The sequence below is a fragment of the Leifsonia sp. HAY1-4F genome, assembly GCF_056755275.1.
The window spans coordinates 36,351-52,460 of the sequence record NZ_JBNDHX010000015.1 but is presented as its reverse complement, the minus strand read 5'-3'; the positions used below and the strand labels follow the sequence as shown (position 1 = coordinate 52,460).

Genomic DNA, 16,110 nt, shown 5'->3' with positions numbered 1-16,110 from the left:
TCCTCGGCCGACAGCTCGGTCTCGCCCTTCGGCGTGACCTTGCCGACGAGGATGTCGCCGGGGCGCACCTCTGCGCCGATCCGGATGATGCCGCGCTCGTCGAGGTCGGCCAGGAGGTCCGGGCTGACGTTCGGGAGGTCGCGGGTGATCTCCTCCTTGCCGAGCTTGGTGTCGCGGGCGTCGACCTCGTACTCCTCGATGTGGATCGAGGAGAGGGTGTCGTCCTTCACCAGGTTCTGGCTGAGGATGATCGCGTCCTCGAAGTTGTGACCCTCCCACGGCATGAACGCGACGAGCAGGTTCTTGCCGAGCGCGAGCTCGCCGTTCTCGGTCGCGGGACCGTCGGCGACGACCTCGCCCTGCTCGATCCGGTCGCCCTCGTCCACGATCACGCGGTGGTTGTACGAGGTGCCCTGGTTCGAGCGGTCGAACTTGCGCAGGTAGTAGGTCTGGTACGTGCCGTCGTCCGCCTGGACCGTGACAGCGTCGGCCGAGACCTCGGTGACCACACCGGACTTGTCCGCGGTGATCACGTCACCGGCGTCGATTGCCGCGTAGCCCTCCATACCCGTTCCGACGACCGGGCTCTCCGAGCGGAGCAGCGGCACCGCCTGGCGCTGCATGTTCGCACCCATGAGGGCTCGGTTGGCGTCGTCGTGCTCGAGGAAGGGGATCAGCGACGTACCGACCGACACCATCTGGCGCGGGGAGACGTCCATGTAGCCGATCTCGTCGGCGGGGATCAGGTCGACCTCGCCGCCCTTCTGACGGGCGAGGACGCGCTCCTCGACGAAGTGACCACTGGTGTTCAGCGGTGCGTTCGCCTGCGCGATGACGAAGTCGTCCTCCTCGGAGGCCGTGAGGTAGTCGATCTGGTCGGTGACCCGGCCCTCGACGACCTTGCGGTACGGCGTCTCGATGAATCCGAACGAGTTGATCCGCGCGAACGACGCGAGCGAGCCGATCAGACCGATGTTCGGGCCTTCCGGCGTCTCGATCGGGCACATGCGGCCGTAGTGCGACGGGTGGACGTCACGGACCTCGACGCCGGCGCGCTCACGGCTCAGACCACCGGGGCCGAGCGCGGAGAGGCGGCGCTTGTGGGTCAGACCCGCGAGCGGGTTGTTCTGGTCCATGAACTGCGACAGCTGCGACGTGCCGAAGAACTCCTTGATCGCGGCGACGACCGGTCGCACGTTGATCAGGGTCTGCGGGGTGATCGCCTCGATGTCCTGCGTGGTCATGCGCTCGCGGACCACGCGCTCCATCCGGGACAGACCCGTGCGGACCTGGTTCTGGATGAGCTCGCCGACCGCGCGGATGCGGCGGTTGCCGAAGTGGTCGATGTCGTCCACGTCGAGACGGATGTCCGTCTGCTGGCCGTTCCGGATCCCCTTGATCGTGGTCTGGCCGTCGTGAAGGGCGACCAGGTACTTGATCGTGGCGATGATGTCCTGGACGGTCAGCACCGACTCGGACAGCGGGGCGTCGAGGCCGAGCTTCCGGTTGATCTTGTAGCGGCCGACCTTCGCGAGGTCGTAGCGCTTGGAGTTGAAGTAGAAGTTGTCGAGCAGCGCACGCGCGGCCTCGGCGGCGACCTGCTCGCCCGGACGGAGCTTGCGGTAGATGTCCTTGAGCGCCTCCTCCTTGGTGAGGATGGCGTCCTTCTCGAGGGTCAGCTCGATCGACTGGTAGCCGGCGAACTCGGAGAGGATCTCCTCGCTCGTGAGCCCGAGCGCCTTGAGGAACACGGTGACCGACTGCTTGCGCTTGCGGTCGATGCGGACACCGACCTGGTCGCGCTTGTCGATCTCGAACTCCAGCCAGGCACCACGGCTCGGGATGACACGGGCCGAGTAGATGTCCTTGTCGGAGGTCTTGTCGGCGGTGGCCTCGAAGTAGACGCCCGGCGAGCGGACGAGCTGCGACACGACGACACGCTCGGTGCCGTTGATGATGAAGGTGCCCTTCTCGGTCATGAGCGGGAAGTCGCCCATGAAGACCGTCTGGGTCTTGATCTCACCGGTGAGGTGATTCATGAACTCGGCCTCGACGTAGAGCGGGGCGGAGTAGGTCTTGCCCTTCTCCTTGCACTCGTCGATCGAGTACTTCTTCTCCTCGAGGAACGGGTTCGTGAACGAGAGCTGCATGGTCTCGCCGAGGTCCTCGATGGGAGAGATCTCCTCGAAGATCTCCTCGAGGCCCGTGTTGGCGGGCAGATCCTGGCGACCCTGGGCTTCGGCCTCGACGACGCGCGCCTTCCACGCGTCGTTTCCGACCAGCCAGTCGAAGCTCTCCGTCTGCAGTGCGAGCAGATCGGGAACAGTGAGGGTGTCCGTGATCTTGGCGAAGGAGAGTCGTGATGCGGCTCGTCCGTTCTTGGGTGTCTTGTCGGTGTTGGTTGCGTTGCGCGCAGCAGCCAAGGAAATAACCTCCGTGGGCCCCGTAGGCCGAGTTACTGACGGTCGTGTAATTGTCTGGACGAGAACTCCCAGCCGGGGCGCGCTGCCGTATCTGACCCGAAAGGACGGGTCCAGGCGCGCGCGATGACGTCAGGGCCGACCGCAATATGAAGGCAGAAGTTTGACTGGGAGCGCAAAGAACCACTATATGTCAAATAGACGCGCCATGTCCAGTCCTTTCTTGACCGGAGCGGCGTACTGGGTATAACGCCCCGTCGTTCCCAATATTCCTTCCGGTCAGCGGCGGCGCGGATGGTAGGTCGGGAGGGTGTCGACGGTGGCGAGGACGGCCTCCTCACGCGAACGCGGAGCCCAGCCGAGCACCGTCCTGGCCTTCTCGCCGGAGGCCCGGCGGACGGTACCGATGTCGGGAAGCGCGTCGCGGACGCGGCGGCTGAAGGGGGCCGCGGCCTTCAGCATCCATTCGGGCATGAGCTTCGTGCTGACACGCCGGCCGGCGCGCTCTCCCAGGTGCCCGCGGATGAGCAGGGCGATCTCCTGCGCGCTCATCACCTCGCCCGCGATGGCGAGGAACCGCTGCCCGGCCGCCTCCGGGCGGGTCATCGCAAGCAGGTGGAGAGCGGCGACGTCGCGCACGTCCACGACGCCGAAGTGGACGTCCGGGAGGCGCGGGAGGCGTCCCTCCTTCACCAGGCGGATGAGCTCCACGGAGGTCGAGATGTCGGGGCCGAGCACGGGCCCGAGGATGCCGACCGGATTCACCGTCGCGAGCTGGAGAGCTCCCGGCTCGGTGTCGACGAAGGCCCAGGCGGAGCGTTCGGCGATGGTCTTCGACCGCACGTACGCGCTGAGCGGGCGTCCGCTGTCGAGCTCCGTCCAGTCCTCTTCGGTGAAGGCCCGATCGGTCGGAGCGTGGCCGTAGCCGATGGCGGCGAACGAGGAGGTGAGCACCACGCGCTCGACACCGGCGGCACGCGCAGCCCGCAGCACGCGGAGGGCGCCGTCGCGGGCGGGCACGATCAGGTCGTCCGCGTTCTTCGGCTGCTGGGAGGGGAACGGCGACGCGACATGCAGAACGTAGCGGCATCCGGCGACGGCGTCGGCCCAGCCGTCGTCCGAGGTGAGGTCGGCGATGGCGAACTCCAGCCGGTCGCCCGGGTCCTCGACGCCTCCCGCCGCGAGCTGGGACCGGACATCGGCCGACCGCGCGGGCGAGCGGACGGTGGTCCGGACGCGGTATCCGGCGTCGAGCAGCGCGAGCACGCAGTGTGCGCCGAGGAAACCCGAGCCGCCGGTGACGAGGACCCGGTCGGCGGAGGGCGGGGCTGGGTCGCTCGGGTCGTTCGGGTCGCTCACAGCATCCATCCTTCCCCCGGAGCGCCGCGTGCGCTACCGGCGGACGAGGGCGATCGCCTGCGCGCGGTCGCGGACGGCGAGCTTGGCGAAGATGGCGTTGATGTGCGTCTTGACGGTCGCGACGCTGACGAAGAGGATGCGGGCGATCTCGCCGTTGCTGAGGCCGTCGCCGACGAGGGCGAGCACCTCGGCCTCTCGGCGGGTCAGGGCCGGGAAGCGGGTCGTCAGCGCGCCCGCTGCATCGGCCGGCGGAGGCGCTGCGGCGCTGAGGGAGCTGACGATGCGGGCTCCGACCTCGGGGGCGAACGTGGACTGGCCGCTCGCCACCGCGCGGACGGCGGCGGCCAGCTCGGCGCGTCCCGCATCCTTCGTCAGGTAGCCGCGGGCGCCGGCGCGCAGCGCGCCGAGGATCGACTCGTCGTCGGCGTAGGTCGTGAGCACGAGGACGGCGGTGGCGGGAGCCTCGGCCGTCACCCGCGCGGTCGCGGCGGCGCCGTCGAGGACCGGCATCCGCAGGTCCATCAGGAGCACGTCGGGATGCTCGGTCACGGCGAGCGCGACCGCCTGTTCGCCGTCCGCCGCCTCGCCGACGACCTCCATGTCCGGCAGGAGGCCGAGCACGGTGACGAGGCCGTCGCGGATGATCGCCTGGTCGTCCGCCACGGCGACCCGGATGCGGCGCTCGGCGGTCACGGGAGCATCGTCTCGGCGGTCACGGTGAAGCGGCCTTCGTCGCTCGCGGCGGTGGCGGCGCCGCCGAGCGGGAGGGCGGCGAAGCGCTCGCGCATCCCCTCGAGTCCGTGGCCGCCGCCGGAGCGGGCGAGGACGGGATGCACGGTGTGCCGGTCGGAGGCGCCGTGCCGGTCGGAGGCGCCGTGCCGGTCGGAGGCGCCCCGCGGGTCGGGAACGACGAGCGGGTTGGAGACGGTGAGGCGCACCCGGTCAGTCTGCCAGTCGAGCCGCGCCGCCACGGGTGCGCCCGGCGCATGCTTGCGGGCGTTGCTCAGCGCTTCCTGCAGGGCCCGCTGCACGGCGGCGGCCTGGTCCGCGGCGAGCTCCCGGCCCTCGCCGGACACAGCGAGGTCCGCGTCGCCGCCGAGGGAGCGGTGCGCCGCGACGAGATCGTGGAGGGACGCCTCGAGGTCGGGAGCGCTCCGCGCACCCTGCTCGCGGGAGGCCGGGTCACGCAGTGCGGCGACGGCACGCCGCGCCTCCGAGAGTCCCTCGGCGGCGAGGTCGCGCGCATCCACCACCCGTGCCCGGGCGGCGGACGCGTCGCCGGCCTCGAGGAGCGCGTCCACCGCATCCAGCTGGATGACGAGACCGCCGAGGCTGTGGGCGAGGACGTCGTGCAGGTCGCGGGCGATGGCGATCCGCGAGGCCTCCTCGCGCATGGTCAGGTCGCGCTCGCGCAGCTCGGCGGCCTGCGCCTCGGACAGCCGGAACTGGCGGCGGCTGAGACCCGCGAACACGGCCAGGAGGATGCCGCCCATCATGGCGAGCACCGGGATGACGCCGGTCCCGAACGGCAGGGCGCCGAGCGGGATGATGACCAGCACGGCCGCGGCGAGCGCGAGTCCCTGCCAGAGCGGGCGGAGCTCGTCGCTGACGAGCGACATGATGCCGGCGGCGGCCGGGACGATCATCAGGCTGTCCGTCGGAGCCGCCGTCACCGCGCCGGCCAGCGCCGCGAGGACGGCCAGCGCCAGCGCGAGTCGCTGCAGGCGGATCGCCGCGAACGCGGCCCGGCCCGCCCATGCTCCGACCGCCACGACGCCGACGACGGTCACCCACACCGGGCGCTGCCCGGAGTGGGTGACCGCGAGAGACCACGCGACGACGACCGCGCCGATCAGGTTCAGCGCGACGGCGAGCGGGCTCGGCGTACGGGAGAAGTTCACGGGACCATCATGCGCCGGTCGGCGTGGTCGTGGTGGCGGCGGCGTGCCGGTCGAGCCGAGCGGCGAACACCGCGGTGCGCGCAGCGCGGTTCGCGGCGAAGACGAGCAGGATGACACCGGTCGAGGTGACCAGGTGGGCGCCGGCCTGGGTGGCCACCACATCCACTCCGATCCGCACGGCGACGATGACCACCCAGAGCATCAGTCCCCAGACGCCGGTCTGCGACTCGTAGGTCGCGTACTCGCCGGGCCTCCGGCCGGCCGCGACCGGCTCGGGGAGGCGGCGGAAATGCGCGATCGCGCCCATCCACGCTCCCAGGGCCAGTGACAGCCCGACCTCGCCGGCCACGACAGCGAGGTCGAGCGGGGTGACCGCCACAGGCTTCGTCTGCTGGGCCAGGATCGCGACCCCGGCGATCGCAAGGATGATGGGGAGGCGCCACATCGCCGACACGACGACCGGCCGCCAGGTCAGCTGCCGGTAACCGACCCACCCGATCAGCAGGATGATCAGGACCACGTTGGCGATCGTCTGGATGCTCATCGCTCTCAACCTTTCCGGCCGGGTTCCCGGCCACGACATCCAGAGTCGCGGCTGCGCGGCGGCGAGGGCACCATCCACAGGTGGAGGCCGGGTGGAGATCGGGTGGAGCGCGCGCGGCTAGGCTGCCGATGTGCCCCAGAATCCGGCCCAGCAGAACCCGTCGGTCACTCTCGCCGAGAGCGGGTATCTGGCGACGGTGGAGCCGGACCGCTTCGTTCCCGGCGCCTATCAGCTGGTGGTGGATGGAACCCCGCAGTCCCACGTGAACCTGGACGACCCGTCCCAGCTGTTCTTCGAGTACGTCCAGCGCATGGGCAATGTGATCGACCTCATCGGCGAACCGGGCCAGCCGATCACCGCCGTGCACCTCGGTGCCGGCGCGCTGACCCTCCCCCGCTACATCGCGTACACCCGGCCGGGCTCGCGGCAGCAGGTGGTGGAGCTGGAGAGCCGGCTGGTGGATCTGGTGCGCGAGCAGCTGCCGCTCCCCCGCTACGCGCAGATCCGCATCCGCCACGGCGACGCCCGCGAGGTCGTCGGCAAGCTGCCCGCCGGGCTGCGGGGATCGGTCGACCTGCTCGTGGTGGACATCTTCAGCGGGTCGCGTACGCCGGCGCACGTGACGAGCATGGAGTTCTACCGGTCGGCCGTGTCGCTGCTGAAGCCGGACGGGATCGTCCTCGTCAACGTCGCGGACGGGCCGCCGCTCAGCTTCGCACGCAGCCAGGTCTCCACGCTCGGCGCGGTCGTCGGGCACGTCGCCGCGCTCGCCGAGACGCAGGTGCTGAAGGGCCGCCGGTTCGGGAATGTCGTGCTGGTCGGCTCGGACGCGCCGCTGCCGCTGGAGTGGCTGCCGCGCCTGCTGGCGAGCGGTCCGCATCCCGCGAAGGCCGTCGCCGGCGGGGAGTTGCGGACGTTCGCCGCCGGCGCGCCGATCGTGACCGACGCGACCAGCGTGCCGTCGCCGGCGCCCGCGCGCAGCATCTTCCAGACGGGCACGCGGCGGGAGTGAGGGGCCGCTCGGGCTAGGACTAGAACGCCCGGATACGGAACCGCTCGCACGCGCGCGCCAAGGACTCGTCCGAGACGAGAATCCGATCGGGTGAGAGAGCCGTGAGGTCAGCGCTCCAGCCGTCGCCCGGTCCGGGAAGCCAGACTGCGCGACACCACGCTCCGCCGTGCTTGCTGCGGAACTGCAGCCCGCGGGCCTGGGTTCCGTCGTCGAGTTCGACGCGGCGAAGCAGCTCCCCGACGGTGGTCGTTATCCGTCGGTTCTCGCCTTCGAGGACCGCCGTTGTAAGGGTGGTGACACCCTCCTCCACCAGGAGTGATTCCATCGCCACCTCCAGGCGGGAGATCGTGTCGGGGTGGTCGACGTCGATCCACCGGCCTCCAGGATCGGCGTGGATCACGCACATCCCTCGATCGTGTCGCCACGAAGCAGGCACTGCCCCAACACCCATGAAAGAACTCGCCGCCCATTCGTCTGCGATCACCTCGAGGAAGTCGTCGCGCGGCATCCCGATGGCTTTAGCGTCCGCTGCCAAAGGGTCGTCGGCGCCGAGCGGGCGCTTGAACGGGGACAGAACTTCGGCGTACGCGGTCTCCGGCGTCTGGGCTGCGTAGAGGGTGAGGCCCGGGGAGTCGAAGCGGCCCCACTGATGGCGGGGCGCTGTGCCCGTGCGCGCGGGAGCAGAGAGCGCGTTGTAGCGAGTGGGCGCGACGCGGAACATCCGGTCACCTTCCACGGGGAGGAGGCGCAGTCCGGTCTCCGCGCAGGTGCGAGCGCCAGCGTCGAGGATCACGCGTCCTGGGAGCCTGCGAGAAACGCCTCGACCGCCGCCATCACCTCGGCGCCCCGCCCCTCGCGGATCGCGGTGATCGGGGTGGCTTCCTGAAGGAGCGGGTTGCCCCCGATGAACCAGGACCGGGCCACGTGCGCATTCTCCGCCAGCACCAGGCTGGCCCACGCCCGGTGTCCGAGCTGAAGTCGGTTCAGGAACTCATTCCGCGGAGTGGGACCATCCGGCTTCGCCCACTTCGCTGGCAGCTTGCGGTCCTTGGATCCGGTCATCGCAGCGACCAGCGTCGGGCCGAGTCCGGCGACGAGGACCCGCGCGATGTCGTGCGAGTCCATCCGCGCCGTAGAAGCGTGCTGGGACGTTGTCGTAATGCTGGCCATGAAGCAATGGTACCGCGCTGTTACCCCAGGCAGGAACCACAAATTCCCCTCAAATTACCCTTCTCGGGCCCTCAGGCGTGACGGAACGTCACCGGCTGGCCGGGACGGAGCTGCGCGAAGAGGTCGAGGGTGGCGTCGGAGACGACGGCGATCACCGGGTAGCCGCCGGTGACGGGATGGTCGGCCAGCAGCACCGTGGGCCGGCCGTCCGGCGAGACCTGCACGGCGCCCGCCACCATGGGCTCGCTCGGCAGCTCCCGGTTCACGGCGCGCTCGATCAACGCTGACGCGACCGCGGGCGAGCGGACGGCGTGGGAAGCATGTGAGAGAGGCTGCGGGGGATCCAGCCGGATGCCGATGCGGTCGCTCTCCGCGCCGGCGCGCCACTCGTCGGTGAAGAACGCCTCCAGCGCCGCCTCGGTGAACCAATCCGCACGCGGGCCGCGGTGCGCGCGGACTTCCACCGCATCCATCGCCGGCTCGGCCACCGGAACGAAGTCGAGCAGCGGCAGATCGGTTCCTGGATGCTCGCCGAGCGGGATCAGGTCGCCCGCTCGCAGGGGCGCGGGGCCGAGGCCCGCGAGGGTGTCGCGCGAGCGGGAGCCGAGCACCGGCGCGACGGCGACGCCACCGCGAACGGTCAGGTACCAGCGCACCCCGGAGGTGGCCGACCCGATGCGGAGCACCTGACCGGCGCCGGCATGGACGGCGGTGTGCGCATCCATCGATCGGCCGTCGAGCAGCAGCCGGCCGGTCGCTCCGGTGACGGCGAACCAGGTGTCCTGTTCGAAGCGCGCCTTGAAGCCGCCCAGCAGCACCTCGATGCCGGCATCGCTCTCGGGGTTGCCGAGGAGGCGGTTGCCCAGCCGGAGAGCGCCGCGGTCGAGGGCGCCCGAGCGTCCGACACCCACGGCGGCGAAGCCCGGCCGGCCCAGGTCCTGCACCAGCGCCAGGGGGCCGGGACGGAGCACGCGGAGGCCGCTCACAGCGCCTCCCGGAAGCGGACGACGGTTCCCTGACGCAGCAGGGCGGGTGGATCCGCCGTCTCGTCCCAGAGCACCGCATCCGTCCGCCCGATCAGCTGCCAGCCGCCGGGGCTCGAGCGTGGATACACACCGCTGAAGGCGCCGGCCAGCCCGACCGAACCCGGAGGCACGGCGGTCCGCGGGGTGTCCCGGCGGGGGACGTCGAGGGGTCGGTCGGTCGCCAGGTAGGCGAATCCCGGCGAGAAGCCGCCGAAGGCGACGCGCCAGGTGGAACCGGTGTGGAAGGCGACCAGCTCGGCCGGGGTGCGGCCGGTGAGCCGCGCGGCCTCGGCCAGGTCCCCACCGTCGTACGCGACCTCGAGCTCGACCAGGTGCTCGTGCGTCGCATCCACGTCGAGCGGGACGGTGCGCTCGACCCAGGAGCGGGCGGAGCTGAGCGGGAGGATGCGCGGCTCCACGAGGACCGCGATCGTCCGGGCGGCGGGCACCAGGTCCACCACTCCCTCCGCCCGCGTGGCGTCGAGGCCGCGGAACAGGGCGAGCACGGCATCCAGGTCGTCCAGCTCCACGAGCAGCGCGTGGTCGCCGAGCGGCAGGATACGGCGCGTCATACGAACGGCTCCACGTGGATGGCGGCTGCGGCCAGCGCGCTGCGAACCGCGCGTGCCATCGCCACCGCTCCCGGGGTGTCGCCGTGGACGCACAGCGAGTCGACCTCGAGGCGGACGGCGGCGCCGTCGACGGCGTCGACGGTCCCTTCGGTCACCATGCGGACGGCACGCTCGGCGATCTCGGTCGCATCCGTGAGCAGGGCGGCGGCATCGGTGCGCGGGACGAGCGTCCCGTCGGCGCGATAGCCGCGGTCGACGAACGCTTCGCGGACGAAGCGCAGACCGGCATCGGCGGCGGCGCGCTCCACCGCGGACCCGGCCAGGCCGAGCAGCGGGAGCGCCGGGTCGAACGCGACCACCGCGTCCACCACCGCTCGCGCCTGCGCCGCGTCCCGCACGATGCGGTTGTACAGGGCGCCGTGCGGCTTGACGTAGCGGACGGCCGTTCCGGCGACGCGGGCAAGGCCCGACAGCGAGGCGAGCTGGTAGAGGACCTCGTCACGCAGCTCTCTGGCGGGCACATCCATGCTGCGGCGGCCGAAGCCCGGCAGGTCGCGGTACGAGACGTGGGCGCCGACGGTGACGCCGTTCGCCTCAGCCTCCCGGCAGGTGGCGAGCATGGTGGATGGATCCCCCGAGTGGAAGCCGCACGCCACGTTGGCGCTGGACACGATCCGCAGCAGGCCGGCGTCGTCGCCCATCGTCCAGGCGCCGAAGGACTCGCCCAGATCGCTGTTGAGGTCGACGGTACGCGGCATCCCTCTATTGTGGCGCGCTGCGGCGTGGTGCGGTGCGCGGGGTGCGTGCCGTGCGGGCCGTGCGGGCGTCAGTGCACGGCTCGGGCCGTCCGGGCCCGGTGGGCTCGCACCTTGGCGCGGTTGCCGCAGCGCTGCATCGAGCACCAGCGCCGCGTGCCGCCGCGTGAGGTGTCCAGGTACACCAGGCGGCAGTCGTCGGCGGAGCACTCCCGGATACGGCCGTCGACGTCCGGGCCGAAGGCGTGGACGGCGTCGCGGGCGATGGAGCCGAGCGCCTGGTGAGGACGCGCCTTCGTGCGTCCGGCCTGGCGGCCGCCGCCGGCGAGGACCGGAGGGATGTCGGGCGTCGCCGCGAACAGGTTCACCACATCCACATCGTCGGGCGACAGGAGCTCACCCTGGCTCGCCTGACGCGCCAGGCGGCCGAGCGCGGAGCGAAGGGCGCGGGCGTCGCGGAACTCGCGCTCGCCGGCGGTCGGTGCGACCTCGGGGAAGCGCTCGACCAGCCAGTCGTTGAGACCGGACGCGTCACGGACGGTCCGCCACTCGTCGAGCTCGTCGTCCAGCCCGCCCGTGTAGGCGAAGTCGAGGGCCAGTGAGCCCGAGTCGAACCACCAGCGCTGTCCGTCGTGGGGCTCCATCCATTGGCCGGTGCCTCGGGTGAGGATCGCTGAAGTCGCCATGTAACCCATAGTGGCAGTTGCACCGGAGGGGGATGGACGGGGTGGCCCTGGCATACTGAGCTGATGACTGCGTACCGCCCGGATCCGCGCGCCCAGTTGGAGAGCGCCACGGTGCGCCTACGGGCGCTGACCCTCGACGACCTTCCCGATCTGTTCGACGCGATCGGGCGCCCCGAGGTGTTCGCCGGTGGCTGGGGCGGCGGGCCGGCCGGGTTCCGCGACACGTACGAGGAGTGGCGGACGTTCGTCATCGGGTACCTCGACTGGGAGCGGAGCAACGTGACCGCGGTCGTGCTCCGTGACGGGGATCGCCTGGTCGGCACCACCACGCTCGGCGACTTCGACCTGGTGAACGAGTCGGCCCACATCGGGTGGACGGCCTACGCCCCCGAGGTGTGGGGCACCCGGGTGAATGCCGAGACCAAGCGGCTGCTGCTGGGCACGGCGTTCGACCACGGGTTCGAGCGGGTCAAGCTGCAGGCCGATGTACTGAACGACCGCTCCCGGGCCGCGATCCTCCGGATCGGCGCGAGCTTCGAAGGCATCCTCCGGCACACCCAGCGCCGCGCGGATGGCAGCTGGCGGGACACCGCCGTGTACTCGATCCTCCGTGAGGAATGGCCGGCGGTGCGGGATGGGCTCGACGCCCGGCTGAGCGTCGAGCACGCCTGAGAGGTCCTGCCCCGGCTACTCGTTCGCGGCAGCGGCGGCGACCCGGCGCTGCGCCGGCGAGACCTCGCGGTGCTGCCACGAGATCAGGTTCGCCGCGTCGAACCGGCGGCTGCACGCGCCGCACGCCAGCGCACGGGCGGGCTTGCGATAGCGGTAGTGCGTGTGGCCGTTCGGACAGGTGCCCACCCAGGGCGCCAGGTCGTCGGCGATCGCGCCGCCGTGCAGCCGCTTGCCCTCGTAGCCGAGGTCGAGGGCGATCGCCCGCCAGCGCGGACCGTGCCCGGCACGGGACCCGGCGAGCGCATGAGCGACCTCGTGCAGCAGGATCTGGTGGATCTCGTCGTCCTCGTAACGCCCGGCCAGATAGCGCGAGACGGTGATCCGCTTGGAGGTGTAGTTGCACAGGCCGGCACGCGTCTTGGCGTTGTCGAAGCCGAAGGTCCACACGGCCGGATCGAGATGGAGGGCGATGAGTGCCTCCGCCCATCGGCGCACGCGGTCCAGCTCGGCCATCAGCGGCGGATCCCTTCCGGGGTGCTCCGATCCTCCATGCCGTGCATCCTACGCGTGATCGCCGTCGCCCTCATCGTTCGGCTCGGAGCCGGATTCGGTGGCGGAGCCGGGGCCGGGGCCGGAGGCCGAGCCGCGCTGCGCCTCGAGCGCCGACTGCACCACGGCGACGGCCGTGAGGGCCGCCTGGATCTCGGCCGGCGACGCGCCCAGCTTTTCCCGCAGGAACACGGCCGCCGTCATGTCCGCGAGCGCGTTCTCGTAGTCGCCGACGTCGAAGTGCACCTTGCCGCGGTTCTGCACGGCGAACGCCTCCAGCGCGGTCCACTCGCGACCGCGCGCCTCATCCACGCAGCCTGTGAGCTCCACCACGGCCTCATCGGTCTTGCCCTGGTACTGCAGCACCTGCGCCCGGCGGATGCGCGCACCGAGCAGCTGCTCCCGGTCGCCCGTGAAGCGCGCCTGCCGGACGGCCTCGTTCGCGACCTCGTACGCCTCGTCCAGCCGGCCCAGCAGCCGCAGCAGCACGGCCTTCTCGTTGAGCGCGCTCAGGCTGCGCAGACTGCCCAGCTCCTCCAGACGCTCGCCGGCAGCGCGCAGATCGACGCGCTCGCGCAGGGTGGTCGGATCGTATCCGAGGATGATGCTCAGGGTTCTGCTCCCGATCGGTGGTTCCCGAACAGACTACCCGTAGCGGCGCGCCGATCCCGGTGGCTCACCCCGCACGTTTTCGTGGCGCGAGCAGGGCGGTCAGGTCGTCAGTCGACGACTTGGACGTCCTTCCAGAACGCCACGTAGTTGCTGTAGTCCTTGCCTACTCGGTCGAACGAGCTCGGGTACGGGGTCGGGTAGCTCCATGCGCGGTCCTGCAGCAGGGCGTCGCCAGACTTCACCGAGAAATATTGGCATTCGCCCTTCCACGGACACGTGTACGGCGTGTCGCTCTCGACGAGGTACTCGGACTTCACGCTCGCCGGCGGAAAGTACCAGTTGCCCTCGATGTGGATGAGGTCCTCCTGCGGGGCCTCGGCGATCACGGTGTCGTTCAGCACGGCTTTCATTTGATAAACCTCCTGTGCAGTCGAACCTACGTGAGCGCCCGATCATTCCGGTGCGGTCGGACCGTTCTGACGGGGAGCTCGGAGGACGGTCACAGTGTCGGAGGCACGGAGTCGTCCCGCAGCGGCGACGTCGGCCGACGCGGAAGGAACGGCACCGATCGGCTGGGTCACCGGGCCATCGTAATGCGGGCCTCTGCGCGGCCCTGCCGCGTTTCGCCGGGTGACGGCCGCATCTGCCGGCGGATCAACTCGAAGTCGTGGCGCGACAACTCGATGACCCCGCGGCGCAGCTGGTAGCCCCAGTCGGGCCGGTCACGGGTGAAGTCGAGCGAGCCCAACAGCGGACGGATCGGGATGGCCACCGCGTCGTGGTCCCACTCGATGCGGCGCCGCCACGGCTTGAAGTCGGACGCCGGGCCGCTCATCGACGGACCCTGCGTCACCTGGAACGCCTCGCCGTCCGCCACGCGCCCGACGGCGGTGAACTGCTTCAGCGGCTCGCCATCAGGGAACGAGTCCCGCGGCGAGTAGTACACGAAACCGTCGGCTGCGCCCATCCACTCCAGCGGACCGCGAGCGCCGTGGTTGACCTGGGCGAAGCCGCCTGCGACGCCGCGCAGCACGTGGTCGAGCTGCACCACGCCCATCCAATAGCGGATCGCCATGCTTCCGTTGTAGCGCACGCCGCCGACATCCACGTCGAAACGGCGTCCTCCTGATCGACGTGTCGGTGACGGAGTTCCGTTTCGAGGAGAGGATGGGACCATGCGTTACGTGCTGATGGCACTCGCCGAGGGCGGGGACGCCGCGCCGCTGTGCGACGATCCGGCGGCGCTCGAGCGCTACGAGCAGGAGCTCGTGCGCGCCGGCGTGCTGCTCGCCGCGGAGGCGCTGGAGCCCGCGGAGTCCGGCACGCGCATCCACTTCGACGGCGAGGAGCGCGTCCTGAGCCGCATCCCGCCGGCCCCGTCCGGAACCGGCGCGGCACGCGGCCGGGTCGAAGGGCTCTGGATGCTGCAGACGGCCGGCGAGGACGAGGCACTGGAGTGGGCGCGCCGCTTGCCGCTGACGCGGGGAACGGTCGATGTGCGCCGAGTCGCCGGCGACGGGCGCCGATGACGGACGGCGAGCGCACCCCGCTGGATGAGATCCGCCGCGCGATCGACTCCGTGTGGCGGATCGAGTCGGGGCGGCTGATCGCCGGGCTCGCCCGCACGACCGGCGATGTCGGCCTCGCCGAAGAGCTGGCCCAGGATGCGCTGGTCGCGGCGCTGGAGCAGTGGCCGGCCTCCGGCATCCCCCGCAATCCCGGAGCCTGGCTGACCACCGTCGCCAAGCGCCGAGCCGTCGACGGCTGGAGGCGGCGCGAACGACTCGACGACCGCTACGCCGCGATCGCCCACGACCTGGAGCAGGAGCTCGGCGACGACGATCCGGCCCGCGTCGCGCAGGAGCCGATCGGCGACGACCTGCTGCGGCTGGTGTTCGTCGCGTGCCACCCCGTGCTCCCGCAGGCATCGCGCGTCGCCCTGACGCTGAAGCTGCTCGGCGGCCTCACCACCGACGAGATCGCGCGGGCGTTCCTCGTGCCGCCCGCCACCATCGCGCAGCGCATCGTGCGCGCCAAGCGGACGCTGACCGCGGCCGGCGTGCCGTTCGAGGTCCCGGAGCGGGCCGAGTTCCCGGAACGCCTCGCCTCGGTGCTCGAGGTCGTCTACCTGATCTTCAACGAGGGCTACTCGGCGACGGCGGGCGACGATTGGATGCGGCCCGACCTGTGCCGCGAGGCGCTGCGGCTCGGCCGCGTGCTCGCCGAGCTCACTCCGCGCGAGCCGGAGGTGCACGGCCTGGTCGCGCTGATGGAGTTCCAGGCGTCGCGGCTCACCGCACGGACGGCGGCGGACGGATCGCCCATCCTGCTGCAGGACCAGGACCGGGCGCGCTGGGACCGCCTCCTGATCGGCCGGGGCGTCGCGGCGCTGGAGCGTTCCGACGCGCTCCGGCTGAGCCGTCGGCCGCCGGTGAGCCGTGGTCCGTACACGCTGCAGGCGGCGATCGCGGCCTGTCACGCGACCGCGCCCACGGCCGAAGCGACGGATTGGGAGGAGATCGTCGCTCTGTACGGCGCGCTCGCCGAACTGCGCCCCTCCGCGGTGGTGGAGTTGAACCGTGCGGTCGCGCTGTCGATGGCCTACGGCCCCTCGGCCGGCCTCGAGGTCGTCGACCGGCTCGCGATCGACGGTGCGCTCGCGTCGTACCACCTGCTCCCCTCGGTCCGCGCCGACCTGCTCCTCCGGCTGGGACGGCGGGAGGAGGCGCGCCAGGAGTTCCAGCGCGCTGCGGCGATGACCGGGAACGCACGGGAACGCGAGCTGCTGCTGGCGCGAGCCGAGGAATGTCTCTGAGTCGAGCATCCCGAGGCG

The 16,110-nt window shown here is 71.1% G+C and carries 19 protein-coding genes; 4 read left to right on the top strand and 15 right to left on the bottom strand.

Going from position 1 to position 16,110, the window contains the following annotated elements; all coding sequences use genetic code 11:
• From rpoB to ACPYOG_RS05200, 5 genes are all read right to left on the bottom strand, one after another.
• Window positions 1-2,423, bottom strand: a 2,423-nt coding sequence (rpoB, locus tag ACPYOG_RS05220; protein WP_481293192.1) for a DNA-directed RNA polymerase subunit beta, incomplete at its 3' end; no start/stop codon positions are given.
• 276 nt (window positions 2,424-2,699) lie between these two features.
• A complete protein-coding gene (locus ACPYOG_RS05215) occupies window positions 2,700-3,788 on the bottom strand; it encodes an SDR family oxidoreductase (RefSeq protein ID WP_481293191.1) in 1,089 nt (362 codons plus the stop codon).
• Between the two features lie 24 nt (window positions 3,789-3,812).
• Window positions 3,813-4,472, bottom strand: a complete 660-nt coding sequence (locus ACPYOG_RS05210; protein WP_481293190.1) for a response regulator transcription factor — start codon at window positions 4,470-4,472, stop codon at window positions 3,813-3,815.
• On the bottom strand, window positions 4,469-5,680 hold the full coding sequence (locus tag ACPYOG_RS05205) for a sensor histidine kinase (protein WP_481293189.1): 1,212 nt from the start codon (window positions 5,678-5,680) through the stop codon (window positions 4,469-4,471). Before ACPYOG_RS05205 ends, ACPYOG_RS05210 begins: the two co-directional genes overlap by 4 nt.
• 7 nt (window positions 5,681-5,687) lie before the next feature.
• Window positions 5,688-6,224 (bottom strand): hypothetical protein, encoded by a 537-nt coding sequence (locus ACPYOG_RS05200; RefSeq protein ID WP_481293188.1) that lies wholly within the window; start codon window positions 6,222-6,224, stop codon window positions 5,688-5,690.
• Between the two features lie 130 nt (window positions 6,225-6,354).
• On the opposite strand from ACPYOG_RS05200, the gene ACPYOG_RS05195 reads away from it, so the two are divergent.
• On the top strand, window positions 6,355-7,236 hold the full coding sequence (locus ACPYOG_RS05195; RefSeq protein WP_481293187.1) for a spermidine synthase: 882 nt from the start codon (window positions 6,355-6,357) through the stop codon (window positions 7,234-7,236).
• A 19-nt stretch (window positions 7,237-7,255) separates the two neighbouring features.
• Here ACPYOG_RS05195 and ACPYOG_RS05190 read toward each other — a convergent pair whose 3' ends face one another.
• From ACPYOG_RS05190 to ACPYOG_RS05165, 6 genes are all read right to left on the bottom strand, one after another.
• Complete coding sequence (locus ACPYOG_RS05190) at window positions 7,256-8,029, bottom strand: RES domain-containing protein (RefSeq protein ID WP_481293186.1); 774 nt, start codon at window positions 8,027-8,029, stop codon at window positions 7,256-7,258.
• Complete coding sequence (locus ACPYOG_RS05185; RefSeq protein WP_090035868.1) at window positions 8,026-8,406, bottom strand: hypothetical protein; 381 nt, start codon at window positions 8,404-8,406, stop codon at window positions 8,026-8,028. The genes ACPYOG_RS05190 and ACPYOG_RS05185 overlap by 4 nt, the downstream gene beginning before the upstream one ends.
• Window positions 8,407-8,477: 71 nt before the next feature.
• Window positions 8,478-9,392: a 5-oxoprolinase subunit C family protein gene (locus tag ACPYOG_RS05180; protein WP_481293185.1), complete on the bottom strand. Its 915-nt coding sequence runs from the start codon at window positions 9,390-9,392 to the stop codon at window positions 8,478-8,480.
• Window positions 9,389-10,003, bottom strand: coding sequence for a 5-oxoprolinase subunit B family protein (locus ACPYOG_RS05175; RefSeq protein ID WP_481293184.1), 615 nt, complete (start codon window positions 10,001-10,003; stop codon window positions 9,389-9,391). Before ACPYOG_RS05175 ends, ACPYOG_RS05180 begins: the two co-directional genes overlap by 4 nt.
• Window positions 10,000-10,761, bottom strand: a complete 762-nt coding sequence (locus ACPYOG_RS05170; RefSeq protein ID WP_481293183.1) for a LamB/YcsF family protein — start codon at window positions 10,759-10,761, stop codon at window positions 10,000-10,002. Before ACPYOG_RS05170 ends, ACPYOG_RS05175 begins: the two co-directional genes overlap by 4 nt.
• 68 nt (window positions 10,762-10,829) lie before the next feature.
• The gene (locus ACPYOG_RS05165; protein WP_481293182.1) at window positions 10,830-11,444 is read right to left on the bottom strand and encodes a CGNR zinc finger domain-containing protein; all 615 of its coding nucleotides are present in this window, start codon (window positions 11,442-11,444) and stop codon (window positions 10,830-10,832) included.
• Window positions 11,445-11,507: 63 nt separating this feature from the next.
• Here ACPYOG_RS05165 and ACPYOG_RS05160 point away from each other — a divergent pair, with 63 nt between their 5' ends.
• Window positions 11,508-12,116 (top strand): GNAT family N-acetyltransferase, encoded by a 609-nt coding sequence (locus ACPYOG_RS05160; RefSeq protein ID WP_481293181.1) that lies wholly within the window; start codon window positions 11,508-11,510, stop codon window positions 12,114-12,116.
• 15 nt (window positions 12,117-12,131) lie between these two features.
• On the opposite strand, the gene ACPYOG_RS05155 is transcribed toward ACPYOG_RS05160, so the two are convergent.
• The 4 genes from ACPYOG_RS05155 to ACPYOG_RS05140 form a co-directional block, all read right to left on the bottom strand.
• Window positions 12,132-12,629, bottom strand: a complete 498-nt coding sequence (locus ACPYOG_RS05155; RefSeq protein WP_481293180.1) for a SprT-like domain-containing protein — start codon at window positions 12,627-12,629, stop codon at window positions 12,132-12,134.
• 48 nt (window positions 12,630-12,677) lie between these two features.
• Window positions 12,678-13,154: a hypothetical protein gene (locus ACPYOG_RS05150; RefSeq protein WP_481293179.1), complete on the bottom strand. Its 477-nt coding sequence runs from the start codon at window positions 13,152-13,154 to the stop codon at window positions 12,678-12,680.
• 230 nt (window positions 13,155-13,384) lie between these two features.
• Window positions 13,385-13,687, bottom strand: coding sequence for a DUF427 domain-containing protein (locus ACPYOG_RS05145; RefSeq protein ID WP_481293178.1), 303 nt, complete (start codon window positions 13,685-13,687; stop codon window positions 13,385-13,387).
• A gap of 167 nt (window positions 13,688-13,854) precedes the next feature.
• The gene (locus ACPYOG_RS05140) at window positions 13,855-14,352 is read right to left on the bottom strand and encodes an EVE domain-containing protein (RefSeq protein WP_481293177.1); all 498 of its coding nucleotides are present in this window, start codon (window positions 14,350-14,352) and stop codon (window positions 13,855-13,857) included.
• Between the two features lie 100 nt (window positions 14,353-14,452).
• On the opposite strand from ACPYOG_RS05140, the gene ACPYOG_RS05135 reads away from it, so the two are divergent.
• Together ACPYOG_RS05135 and ACPYOG_RS05130 are read left to right on the top strand one after the other, a co-directional pair.
• Window positions 14,453-14,806: a YciI family protein gene (locus tag ACPYOG_RS05135; protein WP_481293176.1), complete on the top strand. Its 354-nt coding sequence runs from the start codon at window positions 14,453-14,455 to the stop codon at window positions 14,804-14,806.
• Window positions 14,803-16,092, top strand: a complete 1,290-nt coding sequence (locus tag ACPYOG_RS05130) for an RNA polymerase sigma factor (RefSeq protein WP_481293175.1) — start codon at window positions 14,803-14,805, stop codon at window positions 16,090-16,092. Before ACPYOG_RS05135 ends, ACPYOG_RS05130 begins: the two co-directional genes overlap by 4 nt.
• Window positions 16,093-16,110 lie beyond the last annotated feature (18 nt).